Below are 15,519 nucleotides of genomic sequence, written 5' to 3' on the forward strand. Positions count from 1 at the left end.
GGCGCTGGAATTGTCTCGACCGACCGGTCATATGCGACCGGTCTGCCTAGAGTGCTATGTTCGTATGCCCTTCTGCCGATGTGCAGTTTACCCGGCTGTCCTGATTCATCGGACGCGGGCGACCTGTCCGAACCGGACACTGGCGTCTATGCGCGATCGGACATAGAAGTCCGGTCGGCATCCGTTGCAAGTAGCCGAAAGTCGACGCATATTGTGCTCAACGAGGTAACGCAACATGGTCAAAATCTTTTCATCTATCAAGCCCACCAAGGTCGTGCCGATCAAACCAAAGGCCGACACGCGCAAGGCATCGGAAAAGAAATACGGTAAGCCTGTCATGGACCTGGGTTTCTGTATTGTGCCGTCGCTGCTCATGCAGGCGCAGGCACGGCTTGGCATCAACCCTGTGCAGTTCAACATCATCATGCACCTGGCCGACATCTGGTGGGACGTCGCGCAACGGCCTTGGCCGAAAAAGCAGCTGCTTGCCGAGCGCATGGGCATGAGCGAGCGGCAGGTACAGAGGCAGATCGCTGAGCTGGAAAGTGCGGGCCTTGTTCAGCGCATCGAGCGCACCCGGCCTGGGCGCGGCAAGACCAGCAACGAATACGACCTCTCTGGTTTGGTGAAGCGATTGAAGGAGCTCGAGCCTGAATTCACCGAGATGAAGCAGGAGAACCAGAAGCGCCGCAAGGCGGTTGCCCTGCCGAAGCATCGCCGGGCATCGACGTAAGATTTGAGGGCTGCGGTCCACCGCAGCCTTTTAGGGCGTAGGACGTGGCGCTTCGGCCAGAAGCATCGGCCCCTTCCACAAGGGCAGGATGACGCCGCCACGTCCTATGTTCGACATCTAGCGCTGTGCGCAGGATTTGCGAGGGTTTCCTGCAACAGCAATCTATCCACGATCCCGCCTAGCAGGGGTCCCCTGACATATCCGTTCGTCCGGCCATGGGCGTAGGATACTGCAGGCTCATTCAAGGAGCACCCCATGGTCAAGATCACTGGTCTCGACAAATTTACCCGCACGCTCGACGATGCCCAGAAAGCCTTCGCCGAGATCGACGGCGAACTAGGTGCCGTCAACTTCAAACCCAACGATCCGGGCAGCATCGAGGCGGCCATCGCCCAGATGGAAGCCATGATCGACGAGCGCCTCGGAGACTACGCTTCCAATCCCATTGTCGTGCAGATGATGGAAGGAATGAAGGAGCGCTATCGCGAAGCGATTGTTGAACGTGCCGCGCAGGCCCGTATGGAGGGCGACAGCGACCAATGAGCACCAGTCCCGACCTGTTTGAACAAATCAATAATGCGGTTCTCGACCTTCAGAGCGCCCAATATCAGAGCTACGACCGTCCGCTGAAGACGCTGGCGCGTTTGCTGAAGAGCCCGGAATTGGTGCCTTATAACGAGCAGTTGACCGACGGGCTGGACCTCGACGCATTCTTGGCTGAAAATGAACCGAGTGGCGGCATGATCGGTGGCGACAAGCTGGCCTGGCCGGTGGAACCTGAGAAAGTGCTGGGCCTGACCCTGCTGCTCATCGAGCGATTTGCAGAAAAGCCGCACGACATGGCGAGTTTCGGGCACACCTTTTATAACACGGGCCGCAAGATCATCGGCGATGTACGCGCCGTTACGTCCCAAGTGATCATTCCCTTCGCCCGAGATTATAAGGCCTATGTCATGAGTCACGGCAGCTCTGCCCCGGCGCTGGCGCTCCCTTCGTCACACAACAACAAAGTGTTTATCGTCCACGGCCATGACGGCGAGGCGCGCGAGACGGTTGCGCGCTATTTGGAGAAAATCGGGTTCGCCCCGATCATCCTGCATGAGCAGGCCAATCGCGGCCGCACCGTCATCGAGAAGGTGGAGGCCAACAGCGATGTCGGATTTGCAGTCGTTCTGCTGACCCCGGACGATGAGGGATGCAAGAAGGGAGAGACCCCGGAACCCCGCGCCAGGCAGAACGTCCTTCTTGAGCTGGGTTATTTTATCGGCAAGCTGGGCCGTGACCGTGTGTGTGCCTTCCAGCGCGGCAAGGTCAATATTCCCAGTGACTTCGCCGGAGTGGTTTGGACCGCCATGGATGAAAGCAATGGCTGGAAGCAGGAGCTGGCGCGCGAACTTTCGGCTGCCGGTTACACGATCGACTGGAATACGGTCATGAAGTGACTAAATGTCTGGCCGTTTACGGGCGCGCTGGATTGCCAACTTCCTGAGAGCAGCCTGCGAAAGTCGGCGAACCCTCCTCTCTTGTCCAGTGACCTAAATTGGGGCGCAAAGCTGACATCGGCCTTGGGCCTGTTACGCCGCTTCCGACACTTCCAGGAATAGCCGGACCAGCTCAGTATTAATGTAGTAGTTGTGCTTGCCGGCGCGCTGCTTCACCACGAACCCCTGCTCTGCCAGTGCATCGAGGTACTTGGCGGCGGTCTGTCGGGCCTTCAGACCAAGATCCCGCTGGACGTACTCGATGCGTGTGTAAGGGTGCCGGAACAGGTTGTTGAGCAGCTCCTGACTGTAAAGCCGCGGTAGCTCGGCACGCATTCTGTGCTTGGCCCGAGCCATCTGGTCGCGGATCCCTTCCACGATGCGAAGCGTGGTGGCCGCTGTCTCGGCGACACCCTCAAGCATGTACATCACCCAAGCTTCCCATGCCTCTTGGTCCCCACCGCTGTCACGCACAGCCTGAAGCAGACGGTAATAGTCGGCCTTGTGCCGCGTCACGTGGCGCGAAAGGTAGAGGACAGGAATATCGAGCAGACCGGTGCGCGTCAGGTAGAGGACGTTCAGGATGCGGCCAATGCGCCCGTTCCCGTCGGGGAAGGGGTGTATGCTTTCGAACTGATGATGGATCAGCGCCATCTTGATCAGGGGATCGAGGTCGCTCACGGTATCATCGTTCACAAAACGCTCGAGCGCGGTCATTTGCTCGACGATGTCCCGCGCATCTTGTGGCGGAACATAAACGATTGCCCCGGTTCGGTCATGTTTCAGGGCAGTGCCGGGCGTCACCCGAAACCCGTCGTCGCGCCCCTTCAGAAGCCTGAACATGTCGATGAGAACGGAATTAGGGATCAGGCCCCCGGTCTCCAGAATTCGGGCATAGCCGAGCCGGAGGGCATCGCGGTAGAGCGCCACTTCCTTCGAGGCAGGTGATTGCGGGTCATCAGGAAAGAGGTCGGCCTGAAAAAGCTCGTCCTGGGTGGTGACGATGTTTTCGACTTCGGACGATGCCTTCGCTTCTTGAAGGGCAAGCGTGTCGATCAGAATCCCCTGATTGGGGATTGTGCGCGCCTGCCCCTTGAGGTCGGCAAGAGCCCGACTTGCGGCATTGAGTGCCTTGAGGATGGGCACGGTTTCGAGGTCGACGCCCGGAGGAAGTGGTGGGATGATGTAGGTCGGCGCTAACATGACACTCGCAACGTGTTAAAGGAATCGCGCTTACGCTAACACGACAATGCGCACGTGTCAGCGTTCTGCCAATCGCGGTCGCGCGAAATATGCACCTGAGACCACCGTCGGGCAAATCGTCGTTTGCTGCTTCTGGGGCCGCATCGCCTTGCCAAACTTGTTTTCTCAGGCTTCGGACAAATAGCCCCACCGGAGCTTCAAGTAGTGCTCTACGCTCCTGACATAGCAGGCCTGCTCTATCTCATCGGGCCAGAACCCATGCCGGCGCTGACAGCTATCGCGGCCGCGACGTCGCTTAGGGCTGTCCCGGAGCCGTCTCGGCGGCGGCCTTAGCCTTGGCTTCGGCTGAGCGAAAGTCGCTGACCCGCTCGACGATTGCCAACAGTTCGGCAAGTTCAGTCTCGCCAGGCTCGCTGGCGAATAGCGGGCAACCATTTCCAGCGCCGACCGCGAAGCCAACATTGCACGGCTCGTCGTTCCTCTCGATCCAGAGCTGCCGATCGTCCTTCGCCGGGCCCGCTTGGCGGCCTTGGGGGTCGAGCCGCCGCCAATAGGCCTCGATTGGCTCGTTGTCGAACGCATAAGCGTCGCCGCCGCCGCATATCACCCGCTTGCAGTCGGCGCTGCAGACCTCGGTCGTCTCGTAAAGCAGCGTGCTCAGGACAGGCTCCAGCAGCGCAAGGCGCACCTGATCAGGGTAGGGCGTGCCATCGCTGTTTTGCAGCTGTGCTTCGATCATCTTGGCGACGTCCCTTGCGCCGATCACACGAAGCGTCGCTAGGACGAGATATGCAATCCCACGAATCACTGGCTCCTGATCTATCCCGCCGCGCAGAGCGCGCCCAAAAAGGTAAGGGAGGTTCGCGGTCGCGAGGGCGAGCGTTTCGAACACGGCTTGCGGTTCGCATGCTACGCCCCAGGGGCGGTCGCCGATCCGACCATGGGCGAATTCAGAGACGACGAGCGCGATGCGCTCAAGCGGCCCGATTACGAGATCCTCGCGTGCGTCCCAGAAGGTCTGAAGCGTCCTCGGCGACGTGTAGTCGAACCGATTCCAGAAACCCTCGCGGGCGACTTCGAGATGACCTGCGGTGCTGAGCGCTTGGCTGAACAAACGAAAGACGGCGTTAGGATGCTGCGCGAGCATACGCTCTAGCGAGGACTTGTCCCACAATTTGACCCGCGGACATGGGTGCGACTTCTGCCACTGTTTGACCCAGTCGCGGGTCGGATTGGAGAAGCCGGTGTTAGTCACAACGACCAGATAGGCGAGATCGTCCTGTGCAAGCGCATTGTTGCATGCCGCCTTGACAGTGTCGGCTTCAACCGTGCCGCTGCGACCCTTGCACTCAATCCACCAACGCTGGCCTTCCATCTCACCGTCGGGTGAAGGGGAGAAGAACCAAGCTTCGAGATCGCGTCCGCCGTCGGAGGTTCCCGCGCCGATGCCGCCGACGCGCCACTCCAAGTCCTTGGCTCCGAGCGAATCCATTAGCCAATAGATGCATTCTTCCAGATCGTGGCCCTTGAGGTGCTCGAACGGAATGGCCGATGGCAAAACCCAGCGGGCCACGTCCTTATTTGGGTCGGACGGAGGGCTGGTCATCGCTGCGCGGGCCAGTCACTGGCCACGACCATGCTTTGCCGATCAATCGCATCACTCGGAAGCTGGAGCGCGATGCGCCAAGGATCGCACGTGTGTGCGGACTCAAACTCGAGACGCTGCAATCCCTGTCGGTACTTCTCGCCGTATTGAATCTTGGCCGTGTCTGATTTCCAAACCGGCTCGACCGTAATTGCCAAGGCAATACTCAGGACGACGTCGCCAAGCCGCCTCGGACCGGATGGCGTGTCGACTTCGACAGTCCCAGGATAGGGAAAGCAAACCGAACGAATCACGGGGGGCGCACCCTTCTCGAGCCCAGAAAACGGGTCGACGGCATCCTGCAACTGGCGCCACAGGTCGTCGATCGACCAGCGACGTCCGTCCTCGACATGGTGGAAGATAGGGGCCAACAGATCGCAATCATTGTCCAGTTGCAAATCGCCTTCGCCCGGGCGCGGCACTGTCCAAGGCGTGCTCGCAGCGAAGCGCAGTTCGACGCCGACGAGCGCCGCGCTCTTGTGGGTGAAAAGCACAAAATCGAGATTGAGGTTGGGATTTAGGTCGGCCTCCTCGATCTGGCGCAGGTCCTTGAGCGCGATGCCGTGCACAGCGGCGATATTTCGCGCCGCGGGCGAGAATCCCGAGGCGCTGACCGCGATCGTATGGTCGGCGCCGAGCGAGTTCTTCTTTGTGGCCAGCTGCTCGATCCATGTCACGTCTTGACGCGCACGACGCTTGCGGCACTCGATCGTGGTCAATTTCCCGTCGACCGTGCGCAGCGAGGCGTCGACTTCACGTAGGCGTCCACTGTACCGACACCGTATTCGATCGGGTGAGGCAACGGTCGCGTCACGACCGGCTGCATCGCGTTCGATCCGCGCGACGAGCCGCTCGAAGGCGCGCCATTCGGGATCGATGCGCTGGCGGGTCATTCCGACCGAGCGCCCGTGGCCGGCCCCAGAAACATCGGAAAGAAGCTCTTCTGGTTCTTGAGACGAAGGATGTCGCCGACTGCGATGGTGTTGGCTTTGCGGCGTTCGCCGCCGCCCGGTGTCAGAACCTCGACATCGGGGTTGTCGATGATCGCCTGATGAACATCGTCGGCATGGGCAGGAGTCGAATTATAGATGCTCTCGTAGAAATCGTGCACGGGAATGGCGTCGCCCGACTCCGACACGAGCCGTGGGATGTCCTCGAGCAACTGTCCTAACGCCTGCTGCCGCCCAGAAAGATCGAACAGATAAAGTGCGCCGGTCTCGTGGCGCGGATCGTAGCTCAGCATGTTGAGGCCCGAACGACCAAAATGCGCCTGCGCGCTGCTGTTCTTGTGCAGCACGTTGTTGTAGACTTGGCGCGCGCGATAGAAGTTTGCGAAATGGATCAGCCAATAGCGCCAGCCATCGGGATTGTTGATCGAGAAGGGGCTGACGAAAGGTGCACAATTGCGGAAGGTTTCGAATACGATACGTTCGGCTGCGCCGAGCCAACTTCCTTTGCTCATCGCTCCTTCTAGACTTGCAAGATTGCCCGGCTCGATGTCGAGGTGCTGCAGCTGCGCAGCGAGGAGTTCTGGGTCACTTTTCTGCAAGAACGCGACCAGCGCTTCGATCGCAAATGTGTAGAAGATCTCGACCGACGGGTAGGCGCGCATAATGTCGATCAGCGTACGGCGGTCAACGTGGCTGTGCCCGCACTGGTCAAGATTGAAGAGCACATTGCGGTAGCGGCCCGCTTCGAGCAGCTGCTTAATGGCGGGATAGGCCGCCTCAAAGGGCTGGTTGAGATATTCGACGCGCACATGGAGATTGGGCATCGATGCGGCGATCTCCGCCTGTACCGGTGCCAAGTGGGTCTTGAGCGATTCAAGCGCGTCGGAACTGAAATCGTTGAGGACCAGCAGGCATTCAAGTGCGACCTGACCAAGCCCTTGCGCGGCGCGGTCCAGGTTGACCGTCTCGACGGCGTGCTTGAGCTCCTCAAGAACGATGATAGGCGATCCTGCCGCGCCGCAGCGATAGCGACCGCCCCCGGCGAAGCCGTCGACGATGGCGAGTCGGAAGCGCGACTGCTGAGGCAGCCGGCAGCGTACGACCAGATACTCGAACAGATATTCGCGCAGAATCTTGTGCTTGCGCCGGGAATGTTCCTCAAGTGTCGCGCCTTTGGCCCATTCGTATCGCTTCTCAACCATCTCGTGTTCCTGCACCTGCCCGTTACGGCGCCGCCTCCAGCGTCGGCATCGCGTTCCAGGTCTGGCCACGATAGTGACGACCGTTCGCCTTCTTAGAGCGGCGCCTGTTGTCCTCGCCCCAAGTGCCCCATTGCTTGAAGAAGAAGGCGGTCCCGTAGGTCTCGCACTGATCGTGAATCTCGTCGATCCATTCTTCCTTGATCGGACGGGCCGAGCGGCCGCTCTCGCCGCCGACGATCGCCCAGTCGATCCCGCTGAGATCGACTTGCCCGACCGGCCCGATCAACGGCTCGAACGAAATGAAGCGGACTGCGGCGGCGACCTTTCGCAGTGCGGTGATGCGAGGAACGACGCCCGCATCCTCTACGCTGGTGCCGAGCCAAACATTGGGCAGGATGTCATCGCTGGCTTTTTGCAAAACGTCGGCCATTCGATCGGGTCGCTTAGTCAGGATTTGATAGTGGTGATGTGGCGTATCGCGCATCACCTGCCACACCTCGGCGATGAACGCTTCGCTCACGGCCTCGTGGAACAGGTCGCTCATCGAATTGACAAAAATCTTGCGCGGTTTGCGCCAGCGCCGCGGAATGGCGAGCGCGCTGCGATCCTCTCGCACGACGCCGTTCCAGACGGTTCGCTTGCCGCTCTTGCGTGTCAGCCCTTCATATTTGGTGACGCCCATCGCTTCGAGCCGGCGAGCCATATCCATGGCATAGCAGTGGGTGCAGCCGGCCGACACCACTGTACACCCCGCAACTGGGTTCCACGTCGCATCTGTCCACTCGATCTGTGATTGCGCCATAGATGCTTCAGTTGCTTTCTACACCGGTATAAATTCTGCGGCGTGCCGGGCACGAGATGAGATCAAGCGGAATAGCCGATACATAGGCCAGACAAGCAAGTGCTGGTCGCCTCTGATGACCTATCCCGCTCAATGCAAATCTTTCGAGCCGAGCTTTTTGACCCCATTGGCCCCGACGGAAGTTAGGAGTTCTGGCCAAAGACGATACACCTCAACTAGCCATAGTGGATCAATCGGTTGCAATGAAGTCGCCTCTTCCCCGATTGTCCCACAATCTGATCTGGCTGGATGCTGGAGACAACGAACATTGGGTGAACATATCGATAGTATGGGTACTTGCCAACTGTTTGTCTGCCCATTTCGCGGCAACTCAATCTTTGATCGAAGACGATTGTCGGAGCGATGCTGAAGGATGGGTCTGGCTCGAAAACTGTCGTTCTTTGGTCGGATAGCGCTATGCCGCATATCGCCCATCCTTCAGCCGCCGTGCCATGCCTATGCCGGCGAGCGCGTCCAGAACCGGTCGGACGGTGGCGGCGCGTTTGCCCTTGAAGGCTCGGGCGACGTCTTGCGGGGCGAGGGGCGTGGCGGCGGCGGTGAGGATCGATTGTACGGCACTGACCTGTTCGGGGAGTGAGCCGGGCCAGGGAATGACGTTGTCGGGCAGCGCGGCAGCGGTTTCGTCGAGGTCGAGCGTCTGGGTGACGGGGGCCTTGTAGTCCGGTGCCTGATATTCGGGGCGCAGCCAGCGGATCAGGCCGCGGGCTTCCTCGGCGGCGCGTTCCTTGTTGAGGGCGACGAGGCGTGTGAGGATTTCCTCGTCGGATAGGTCAGCGGGCCAGCCATAAGCTTCGGCGACCAGCGCATCGATGGCCTCGTGATGCTGGCGGATCAGTGTGACGAGCCCGCGATCATGCATGTCGCGCTCAACATCGGTCAGCGCGCGGCCCTCGCGCAGGGTTTCGAGCACGTTGTAGAGCTTGGTGAGGGTCAGGTCCTCATGGCTTTCAAGCACCCGCTTGCGCAGCACATCGAGTGCCTCAGCCTCGGCACGGATTTTGTCCTTGAGCCGTTCGGGGACGTCAGCGGGGAATGGGAAAGGGTCGAAGCAACGCGACTTCACGTACACAGGGTCATCGCCCATCCCGAGCCGCCCGCCGCTCGCTATCGCCCACGCCACATGTAGGCGGCTTGATAGGACACCCAATGCATATGCGTCGTCGAGGGCAATACAGGCCAGTTTGTTGTCGGGCAGGATCGACATCGGCAAAAACTGGAAAACCCGGTGCTTGGCCGTTTCGATGGTGGCGATGTACCTGCTTACCCCGCGAAGAGCTTTACGCAGCTCTGAACGCTGCTCGCCAAACAACCACCAGTTTTCTCTATAGCTGGCGCGGTTGTTCTGGTCGCGATGGGGTTTTACGGTCGCCAGCACATGTTGGTACACCGTTGGATGCCGCTCACGCACCTCGGCTTCGCTCATCCCATAAAGGTCAATCACCTTCACACCGCGAGGGCGTGAGGCGAGGTCACGGCCATTTCGATAGTCAAAGATTACACCAGATTCTTGGCCGTCAGTTCGAATCCTATTCGGGGAGGGGCAGTCAGGTAGCGCGGATGGCTGGGGCGGAAGGATTCGAACCCCCGCATGGCTGGCAGCCTCTTCCGGTGCCAAGATGAATCCATCGCCCATCAATTGAACGCCGCGCGACGCCAGTTTTTCATTAGCTCTGAGAGCGACTGTGGAAGTCACATCAGCCCCGATCCTCAGGTCGGAACTGATCTGGCCGACCCTCTCGGTGTAAACGAGATGATCGGGCGCGCCGCTTTCGTCGGCAACATTCCAGTGATAGCCCGCCGCCTTGCCCGGCGCGGCGACCGTCATGGCGATGCGCACAGCGGCCCCATCCTTCTCGTCCACCCAAGGGTGGTTCGGGATGGCGAACAGCAGGCTCACCCGGTCCTTGGCGTCCATGTGCTTGGCGATTACCCGGCGGCTGAACACCTGCGTGATCGAATTGGTGGTGACGAAGCCGAACCGGCGCGTGCCTGCCTTGCGCACGGCGGTTGCCGCCTTGTCCCACCAGTGCATGACAAAATCGGCGCTCTCAGGTACGTCCGTTGTCGCGAACAGCGCCTTGAAATAGCCATCCCCCAAACGGTCGCGCACATCCTTGCCACCAATGAACGGCGGGTTTCCAACGATGAAATCGGCTTTGGGCCACTTCGCAGCGCGCGGCTTTACATAGCGGTAGACCTCCACCCGTGCCGCCTCGTCGGGCACCTTCTTGCCGGTGACGGGGTGCTCCTTCATCGTCTCGCCGTCCCACCGGGTGACGGGTTCTCCGGCATCGTCCAGCTCGGCTACCTTGTCGTCCCACTCGATCAGGGCATCGCGGTTCTCGATGGTCTTGACGTCGCGCAGGATCGGTTCGGGCGGAGTGCGATCCGCACCGTTCACGCGAAAATGCCATTGTAGGTAGCCGATCCACAGCACCAGCTGCGCGATTGCGGCGGCGCGCGGGTTGATCTCGATACCGAGGAAGTTTTCGGGCGTGATGGTGTGCCCGGTGAGCTCGGCGACATACTGGTCGTCCCCCAGCTCGACCAGCAGATCGAGCACCTCGCCCTCCAGTTCCTTCATGCGCGCCATTGCGACATAGAGGAAGTTGCCGGTGCCGCAGGCGGGATCGAGCACCTTGGTCTGGGCAAGCCGGGAATGGAACGCCTCGACAAAGGCCTTGGCCTCGTCCGCCTTGCCCTCTTCGATCAGGGTGGCGGCCGCCCCGCGCACCCCGTCCCAATCGGCGCGCAGCGGCTCCATGATGGTGGGGCCGATCAGCCGCTCAACATAGGCGCGCGGCGTGTAATGCGCGCCGAGCTTGGCCCGCTCCTTGGGGTTGAGCGCGCGTTCGAGCAGGGTGCCGAAGATCGCGGGTTCGACCTCGGTCCAGACATGTTCGGCGGCCTGGATCAGCACCTCCAGCTCCTCGGTATCGAGGGGCAGGGCAGTGCGCTCCTTGAAGAGGTAGCCGTTGAACTTCCTGAGCGGCACGCCGAGCGCGGGCGAGAACTCGCCCTTGTCCATCGCCGCCCACAGCGCGGAAAGCTGGTGTTCGAGATGTTCCGGGTGGGCGCGCTGGTTCTTGAGGAGCTGGGTGAAGCTGCCCTCGGGGATCAGCTTGCTGTCCTCGGCGAACATCGTGAACAGCACGCGCATGAGGAAGCCGCTGGTGGTCTCGGCATCATAGCCGCGCTTTTCTAGCCGGCGGGCGACGGTCGCGAGCAGATCGGCAATATCGCGGGTGACGCGGGCGGCGCGGGCGGTGGGATCGAGGCTCTTGGGATCGGTCCAGATGGCGCGCAGGCGATCGCGCACATCCTCGTCGCGCAGGTCTTCCAGCATGATCCGGTAGCGCGCCCGGTCGGGGAACTGGGCGTAGGCTTTGCCGGTGCCGGTGAAGTCGGCATAGACCTCGATGCAATAGCCGATGTCGGCGACGAGCAGGAAGGGCGGCCAGCCATGGTCGATGGGGAGCGCCTTGGCGTAGCGTTCGGCCTGGCCCTTGGCCTGAACCATCGCTTTGGCCCATCCCGGCGTGCCGCGCCGAGCGGTGCCACGGGCGACGCGGGTCTTGGCGGTCTGGCCGAAGATGTCGAGATCGTCCTCGCCCATGTCGACCGCCGCCCGGTCAGCCTCGCTGCCCTGCTTCGCTTCGAGGATAAAGCAGCCGCGCTTGTAGCAGTCGATCCGGCCGAAGCTGGTGGTGCCGTCGCCATTGTCCTGAAAGACGCGGCGCTCGAAGACATAGTCATTGGTCGCGTCATCAGCCCTAGCGCCGCGCGGGGGATCGACACCGAGCAGACTGGTCAGGCCATGGATGAACGACTGCGTGTTGGCGAGTTCGGACCCTCCCGTTTCGCGCCACTCGGCGATGAACGCACCGATTCTGTCCTGCCCCATTGCCATCAAGTGCTTGTAGTCACGAGGCAGCGAGGACCGCAATTACCAAGCGGAGAACTAGATGACTTTTGACCGTCTAGGGCGTAAGTAGATGAGGAATTTTCCACCGTCTCATTAGATGGCGGCTAGAATTTTCATCCGCCGATTTCGTGGATGCGTCATTTCTTCTTCCTTGCCTAGAGGCTCAAAGCGTTCATCCTAAGGGCACAAGAAAGGAACGCCCTATGAAAACGTCAAAGCGCCGCGGCCGCCCAAAGGGTTCGGGCCTGAAGGGCGACGCAAGGCTGTTAGATAAGATTGCTGACCTCATCCTAGATGATCCTTCGTTGACGCCGACTGCAGCCATCAAGAAGGCTGTTCCAAATTGGAACGAGACCGTCACTAGGCGGCTGCGAGGGAAGTGGAAGTCGCAAGCCGACAAACTTCTGCTGCAGGCGCGCCAACGGGTGGAGGAGGCTGCACAACTTGATTCGGCGATCAGAGCCCCATCCAGCAATCATGGAAGCTCACCGACGGGTGCTTCGTTATTACAGATTCTTAACTCGCCAGCCTTTCAGCAGGCCTATGAAATTGAGCGGCTTCCAGTTGTTCAAATAGCGAGGAGTCTCCGAAATCATCCTTTAGTCCTGTTGGGCAGGAATTTATCTGAAAATTCCACGCTTCGAATGATTCGAGAAATACAGGATAGTCCGACTTTCAAGATTGCGCGTGAATTGCAACGGATCCGCCCGTGGTCGCAACTCCAAATTGCAAGGTCGTGGCTGTAGCCTTGTTATAACGATGCACCTACTGCGTCGGCTCGCCACGCCGGATTGTACGATACACCGTCGGCCGCGAAACCTTGAACAGCTTTCCGAGGTCGCTGATCGAGTATTCGCCGGTGGCGTGCATCTTGAGCAGTTCGCGCTGCTGGAGGTCGGAGAGCTTCGGTGGCTTGCCGCGGAGCTTGCCCTTGTCGCGGGCGATCTTCATGCCTTCGCGGGTGCGCAGGCGGATGAGGTCGCTCTCGAATTCGGCGAAGGTGGCGAGGATGTTGAAGAACATCCGGCCCATGGGGTCGTTTGGGTCGTAGACCTGCTTGCCCAGTGCAAGGCTCACGCCGCGCTTTTCTAGCTCATCGGCGATCGCGCGGGCGTCGGGGACTGATCGGGCGAGGCGATCCAGCTTGGGCACGACCAGCGTTTCGCCGGCGCGGACCGCGGCCAGCGCTTGGGCGAGGCCGGGGCGATCGCGATTGCGGCCGGTCAGGCCATGGTCAGTGTAGATGTGATCCTCAGGCACGCCGAGCTCGATCAGCGCCTGGCGCTGGGCGGTCAGATCCTGCTTGTCGGTCGAGCAGCGGGCATATCCGATGAGGGTGTTGGTCATTTGTAACGGATGAGGCCCCTGTATGAGAAAATAAAGCGTACCATCTTAATGAGAGAGCAGGCAAGCCGGATTGGCGGAGGGGAGGGAGGCTGACCCCTGGCGCCCGCAGAGTGTCCGTTGAGCGATCCCTTTCGGACAACGATCGGCAAAGCTCCATTGCTGTTGCAGAGGGGTGCTTCTGATGGCGGCAACCGCTCGTTGAGACGCATTGAGGTAGCTATGCCACGCAGGCGCTCATGTGGCTACTTTGCTCACTCGTGCCCAAGTTTGCATTTTGTTGAATTTCAGGGGCTCTCCGGCTAGAGTGTTGCCCTCGACCAATTCAGCAGCAGTGGGAGCCCACATGACAGTCCAAGTCAACATCACGCCAAACGGCCGGATGAGCCTCCCAGCTGACATCCGAAAGCGGCTCGGGCTCGTCGGCGGCGGCGCGGTCTATCTGGATGAGACGCCGGACGGTTTGGTTCTGCGAACAGCCGCTCAGGCAGTGGCCCGCGCTCAGGCTTTGGCAAAGCAGTACACTGAAGGAAACCCAGAAGCGTCGGTCGAAGCATTCCTGGCCAAGCGCCGCGAGGATAGCGGAGAGTGAGCGAGATCGTACTGGACGCCTCCGCCCTCATTGCCATGCTGAAAGGGGAGAAGGGCGCCGACAAGGTCGCCGCCGCGATAGCAGACGCCCGGATCTGCACGATCAACTATGCCGAGGTGGTCACCCACTTCATCCATCTTGGCATGCCCGAGCGTGAGGTCGACGCGATGCTCGATCCACTGCCAATGACGATTGTGCCGACCGACAAGGCATTGGCGCAAATGGCCGGGCGATTGCGGGCGGTCACTGCCGATCACGGGCTATCGCTCGGGGACCGCTTCTGTCTTGCGCTGGCGCAGCGTGACGGTCTTCCGGCATGGACCAGTGATCAGAGCTGGAAGGCGATCGCCGATGCCGTCAAAACCAAGGTCGTCGCTATTCGATGATGCTCAGCCGGCGAGGGAAGGGCGGTCGTCGGCCGATCAGATCTTTGGGCGATCCTCTGGAACTTGCGCCCCTATAAACCTGCCTGGCAGATTCGACGCATATCTCGTCGAAACATGACATTCAGGAAACGACCCCTGTGTGGACGTTAGCTTGGTTGAATATCTTGAAAAAGCTGACATTATGGTCCTGTCCGGGAGATCAGAGCTTGAAGCAGCTTTTCTTTGTCCTTGCCTCCGCGCTTGTCTTGGCAGGTGGTGCCGCAGCGTCGGCAAAAGAACCGGAGCCGGCTGCCATCCACTGTGATTTACCTCGCGGATGGTCGGATGTGGCTGAGCTCAATGCGCGCTTCGTTGTGTTCGGAGAATTGCACGGGACCAATGAAGGGCCGGGTTTCGTGGGCTCGCTAGCGTGTGCGCTGGGACGCAAAAACAGCCGTGTGCTTGTCGCGATCGAGCACAATGCAGCCGAAAACGAGGCTCTTCAGTCTGCATGGAACTCGGATGATTTCGAGCAACGACTGCGCAATTTGCTATTTGCCGAAGGATCGGACGGGCGCAGCAGCTCGGCAATGTTTGACCTGCTGGTTCGGCTACACCGGGTTAAGCAGAGCGGCGCGCCGTTGAGCATCGTCGCATTCAACGGGTTCAGAGACGAACAACAAGCGGATCGATTTTCTAGCCTAACCGGGCAGGGACCTTGGGAAGCGGCGCAAGCCGACAATATTGCCACTGCATCAACGTCGCCAACCTATGATCATGTGCTTGTCCTTGTTGGTACTTTTCACGCGATGAAGACTCCGGTCAGCCGAGGCGGATACGACTGGGATCCTATGGCGCTGCATCTTTCGCGGTATGGCAAGACGGTCACTTTGAACATGCGCTATGGGGATGGAACGAGCTGGAATTGCCTGTTGAAGCCCGGTGTCGATCGGACCAAAGGTCCGGTCAAATCCGACGACATCGACTGTGGTCCTCACCCCACGAAGGGGGAGTCGAATCTGGGATCAGAACCGTTCATCAGGCTCGAACAGGCTGATGCGCCGGACCAGCAATCAGCATTCGACGGTTTTTTCTGGGTGGGCGCCATCAGTGCATCCGCGCCAAAATCGCCATAAGCGAATGGCATCCCCCTTTGGCTACTGCTCGACCATAAGCCGCCCTTCCGCTTCCCACCCACAAACGGCCATGCCCCGGGG

General features: G+C 60.2%; 14 protein-coding genes. 7 read left to right on the forward strand and 7 right to left on the reverse strand.

The features are described from left to right. The first annotated feature begins 235 nt into the window (after positions 1-235). The 3 genes from ACLBKT_RS14825 (at position 236) to ACLBKT_RS14835 (ending at position 2,175) form a co-directional block, all read left to right on the forward strand. A complete protein-coding gene (locus ACLBKT_RS14825; RefSeq protein ID WP_410183755.1) occupies positions 236-733 on the forward strand; it encodes a helix-turn-helix domain-containing protein in 498 nt (165 codons plus the stop codon). 255 nt (positions 734-988) lie between these two features. Continuing rightward, on the forward strand, positions 989-1,276 hold the full coding sequence (locus tag ACLBKT_RS14830) for a hypothetical protein (RefSeq protein WP_410183756.1): 288 nt from the start codon (positions 989-991) through the stop codon (positions 1,274-1,276). Beyond that, positions 1,273-2,175, forward strand: coding sequence for a TIR domain-containing protein (locus ACLBKT_RS14835; RefSeq protein WP_410183757.1), 903 nt, complete (start codon positions 1,273-1,275; stop codon positions 2,173-2,175). Before ACLBKT_RS14830 ends, ACLBKT_RS14835 begins: the two co-directional genes overlap by 4 nt. 132 nt (positions 2,176-2,307) lie before the next feature. Here the strand turns inward: ACLBKT_RS14835 and ACLBKT_RS14840 are convergent, their stop codons facing one another. The 6 genes from ACLBKT_RS14840 to ACLBKT_RS14865 form a co-directional block, all read right to left on the reverse strand. Next, positions 2,308-3,417: a Fic family protein gene (locus ACLBKT_RS14840; protein ID WP_410183758.1), complete on the reverse strand. Its 1,110-nt coding sequence runs from the start codon at positions 3,415-3,417 to the stop codon at positions 2,308-2,310. Positions 3,418-3,712: 295 nt separating this feature from the next. Then, on the reverse strand, positions 3,713-4,990 hold the full coding sequence (locus tag ACLBKT_RS14845) for a restriction endonuclease (RefSeq protein ID WP_410183759.1): 1,278 nt from the start codon (positions 4,988-4,990) through the stop codon (positions 3,713-3,715). A gap of 29 nt (positions 4,991-5,019) precedes the next feature. After that, the gene (locus tag ACLBKT_RS14850; RefSeq protein WP_410183760.1) at positions 5,020-5,955 is read right to left on the reverse strand and encodes a restriction endonuclease; all 936 of its coding nucleotides are present in this window, start codon (positions 5,953-5,955) and stop codon (positions 5,020-5,022) included. Beyond that, on the reverse strand, positions 5,952-7,214 hold the full coding sequence (locus tag ACLBKT_RS14855; protein WP_410183761.1) for a three-Cys-motif partner protein TcmP: 1,263 nt from the start codon (positions 7,212-7,214) through the stop codon (positions 5,952-5,954). The genes ACLBKT_RS14850 and ACLBKT_RS14855 overlap by 4 nt, the downstream gene beginning before the upstream one ends. Positions 7,215-7,236: 22 nt before the next feature. Then, complete coding sequence (locus ACLBKT_RS14860; protein WP_410183762.1) at positions 7,237-8,016, reverse strand: DUF5131 family protein; 780 nt, start codon at positions 8,014-8,016, stop codon at positions 7,237-7,239. Positions 8,017-8,470: 454 nt separating this feature from the next. Then, positions 8,471-11,986: a class I SAM-dependent DNA methyltransferase gene (locus ACLBKT_RS14865; RefSeq protein WP_410183763.1), complete on the reverse strand. Its 3,516-nt coding sequence runs from the start codon at positions 11,984-11,986 to the stop codon at positions 8,471-8,473. Between the two features lie 218 nt (positions 11,987-12,204). Here ACLBKT_RS14865 and ACLBKT_RS14870 point away from each other — a divergent pair, with 218 nt between their 5' ends. Next, the gene (locus ACLBKT_RS14870) at positions 12,205-12,747 is read left to right on the forward strand and encodes a hypothetical protein (protein ID WP_410183764.1); all 543 of its coding nucleotides are present in this window, start codon (positions 12,205-12,207) and stop codon (positions 12,745-12,747) included. A gap of 19 nt (positions 12,748-12,766) precedes the next feature. Here ACLBKT_RS14870 and ACLBKT_RS14875 read toward each other — a convergent pair whose 3' ends face one another. Next, positions 12,767-13,348 (reverse strand): recombinase family protein, encoded by a 582-nt coding sequence (locus ACLBKT_RS14875; RefSeq protein ID WP_410183765.1) that lies wholly within the window; start codon positions 13,346-13,348, stop codon positions 12,767-12,769. Between the two features lie 343 nt (positions 13,349-13,691). Here ACLBKT_RS14875 and ACLBKT_RS14880 point away from each other — a divergent pair, with 343 nt between their 5' ends. The 3 genes from ACLBKT_RS14880 to ACLBKT_RS14890 all read left to right on the forward strand — a co-directional run bounded on the left by ACLBKT_RS14880 (position 13,692) and on the right by ACLBKT_RS14890 (position 15,438). Next, the gene (locus ACLBKT_RS14880; RefSeq protein WP_101794840.1) at positions 13,692-13,937 is read left to right on the forward strand and encodes an AbrB/MazE/SpoVT family DNA-binding domain-containing protein; all 246 of its coding nucleotides are present in this window, start codon (positions 13,692-13,694) and stop codon (positions 13,935-13,937) included. Next, positions 13,934-14,323: a type II toxin-antitoxin system VapC family toxin gene (locus tag ACLBKT_RS14885; RefSeq protein ID WP_410183766.1), complete on the forward strand. Its 390-nt coding sequence runs from the start codon at positions 13,934-13,936 to the stop codon at positions 14,321-14,323. Before ACLBKT_RS14880 ends, ACLBKT_RS14885 begins: the two co-directional genes overlap by 4 nt. 206 nt (positions 14,324-14,529) lie before the next feature. Beyond that, a complete protein-coding gene (locus ACLBKT_RS14890) occupies positions 14,530-15,438 on the forward strand; it encodes a hypothetical protein (RefSeq protein WP_410183767.1) in 909 nt (302 codons plus the stop codon). Positions 15,439-15,519: the final 81 nt, after the last annotated feature.

Source organism: Erythrobacter sp. W302b (genome assembly GCF_046452395.1).
Lineage (GTDB): Bacteria > Pseudomonadota > Alphaproteobacteria > Sphingomonadales > Sphingomonadaceae > Erythrobacter.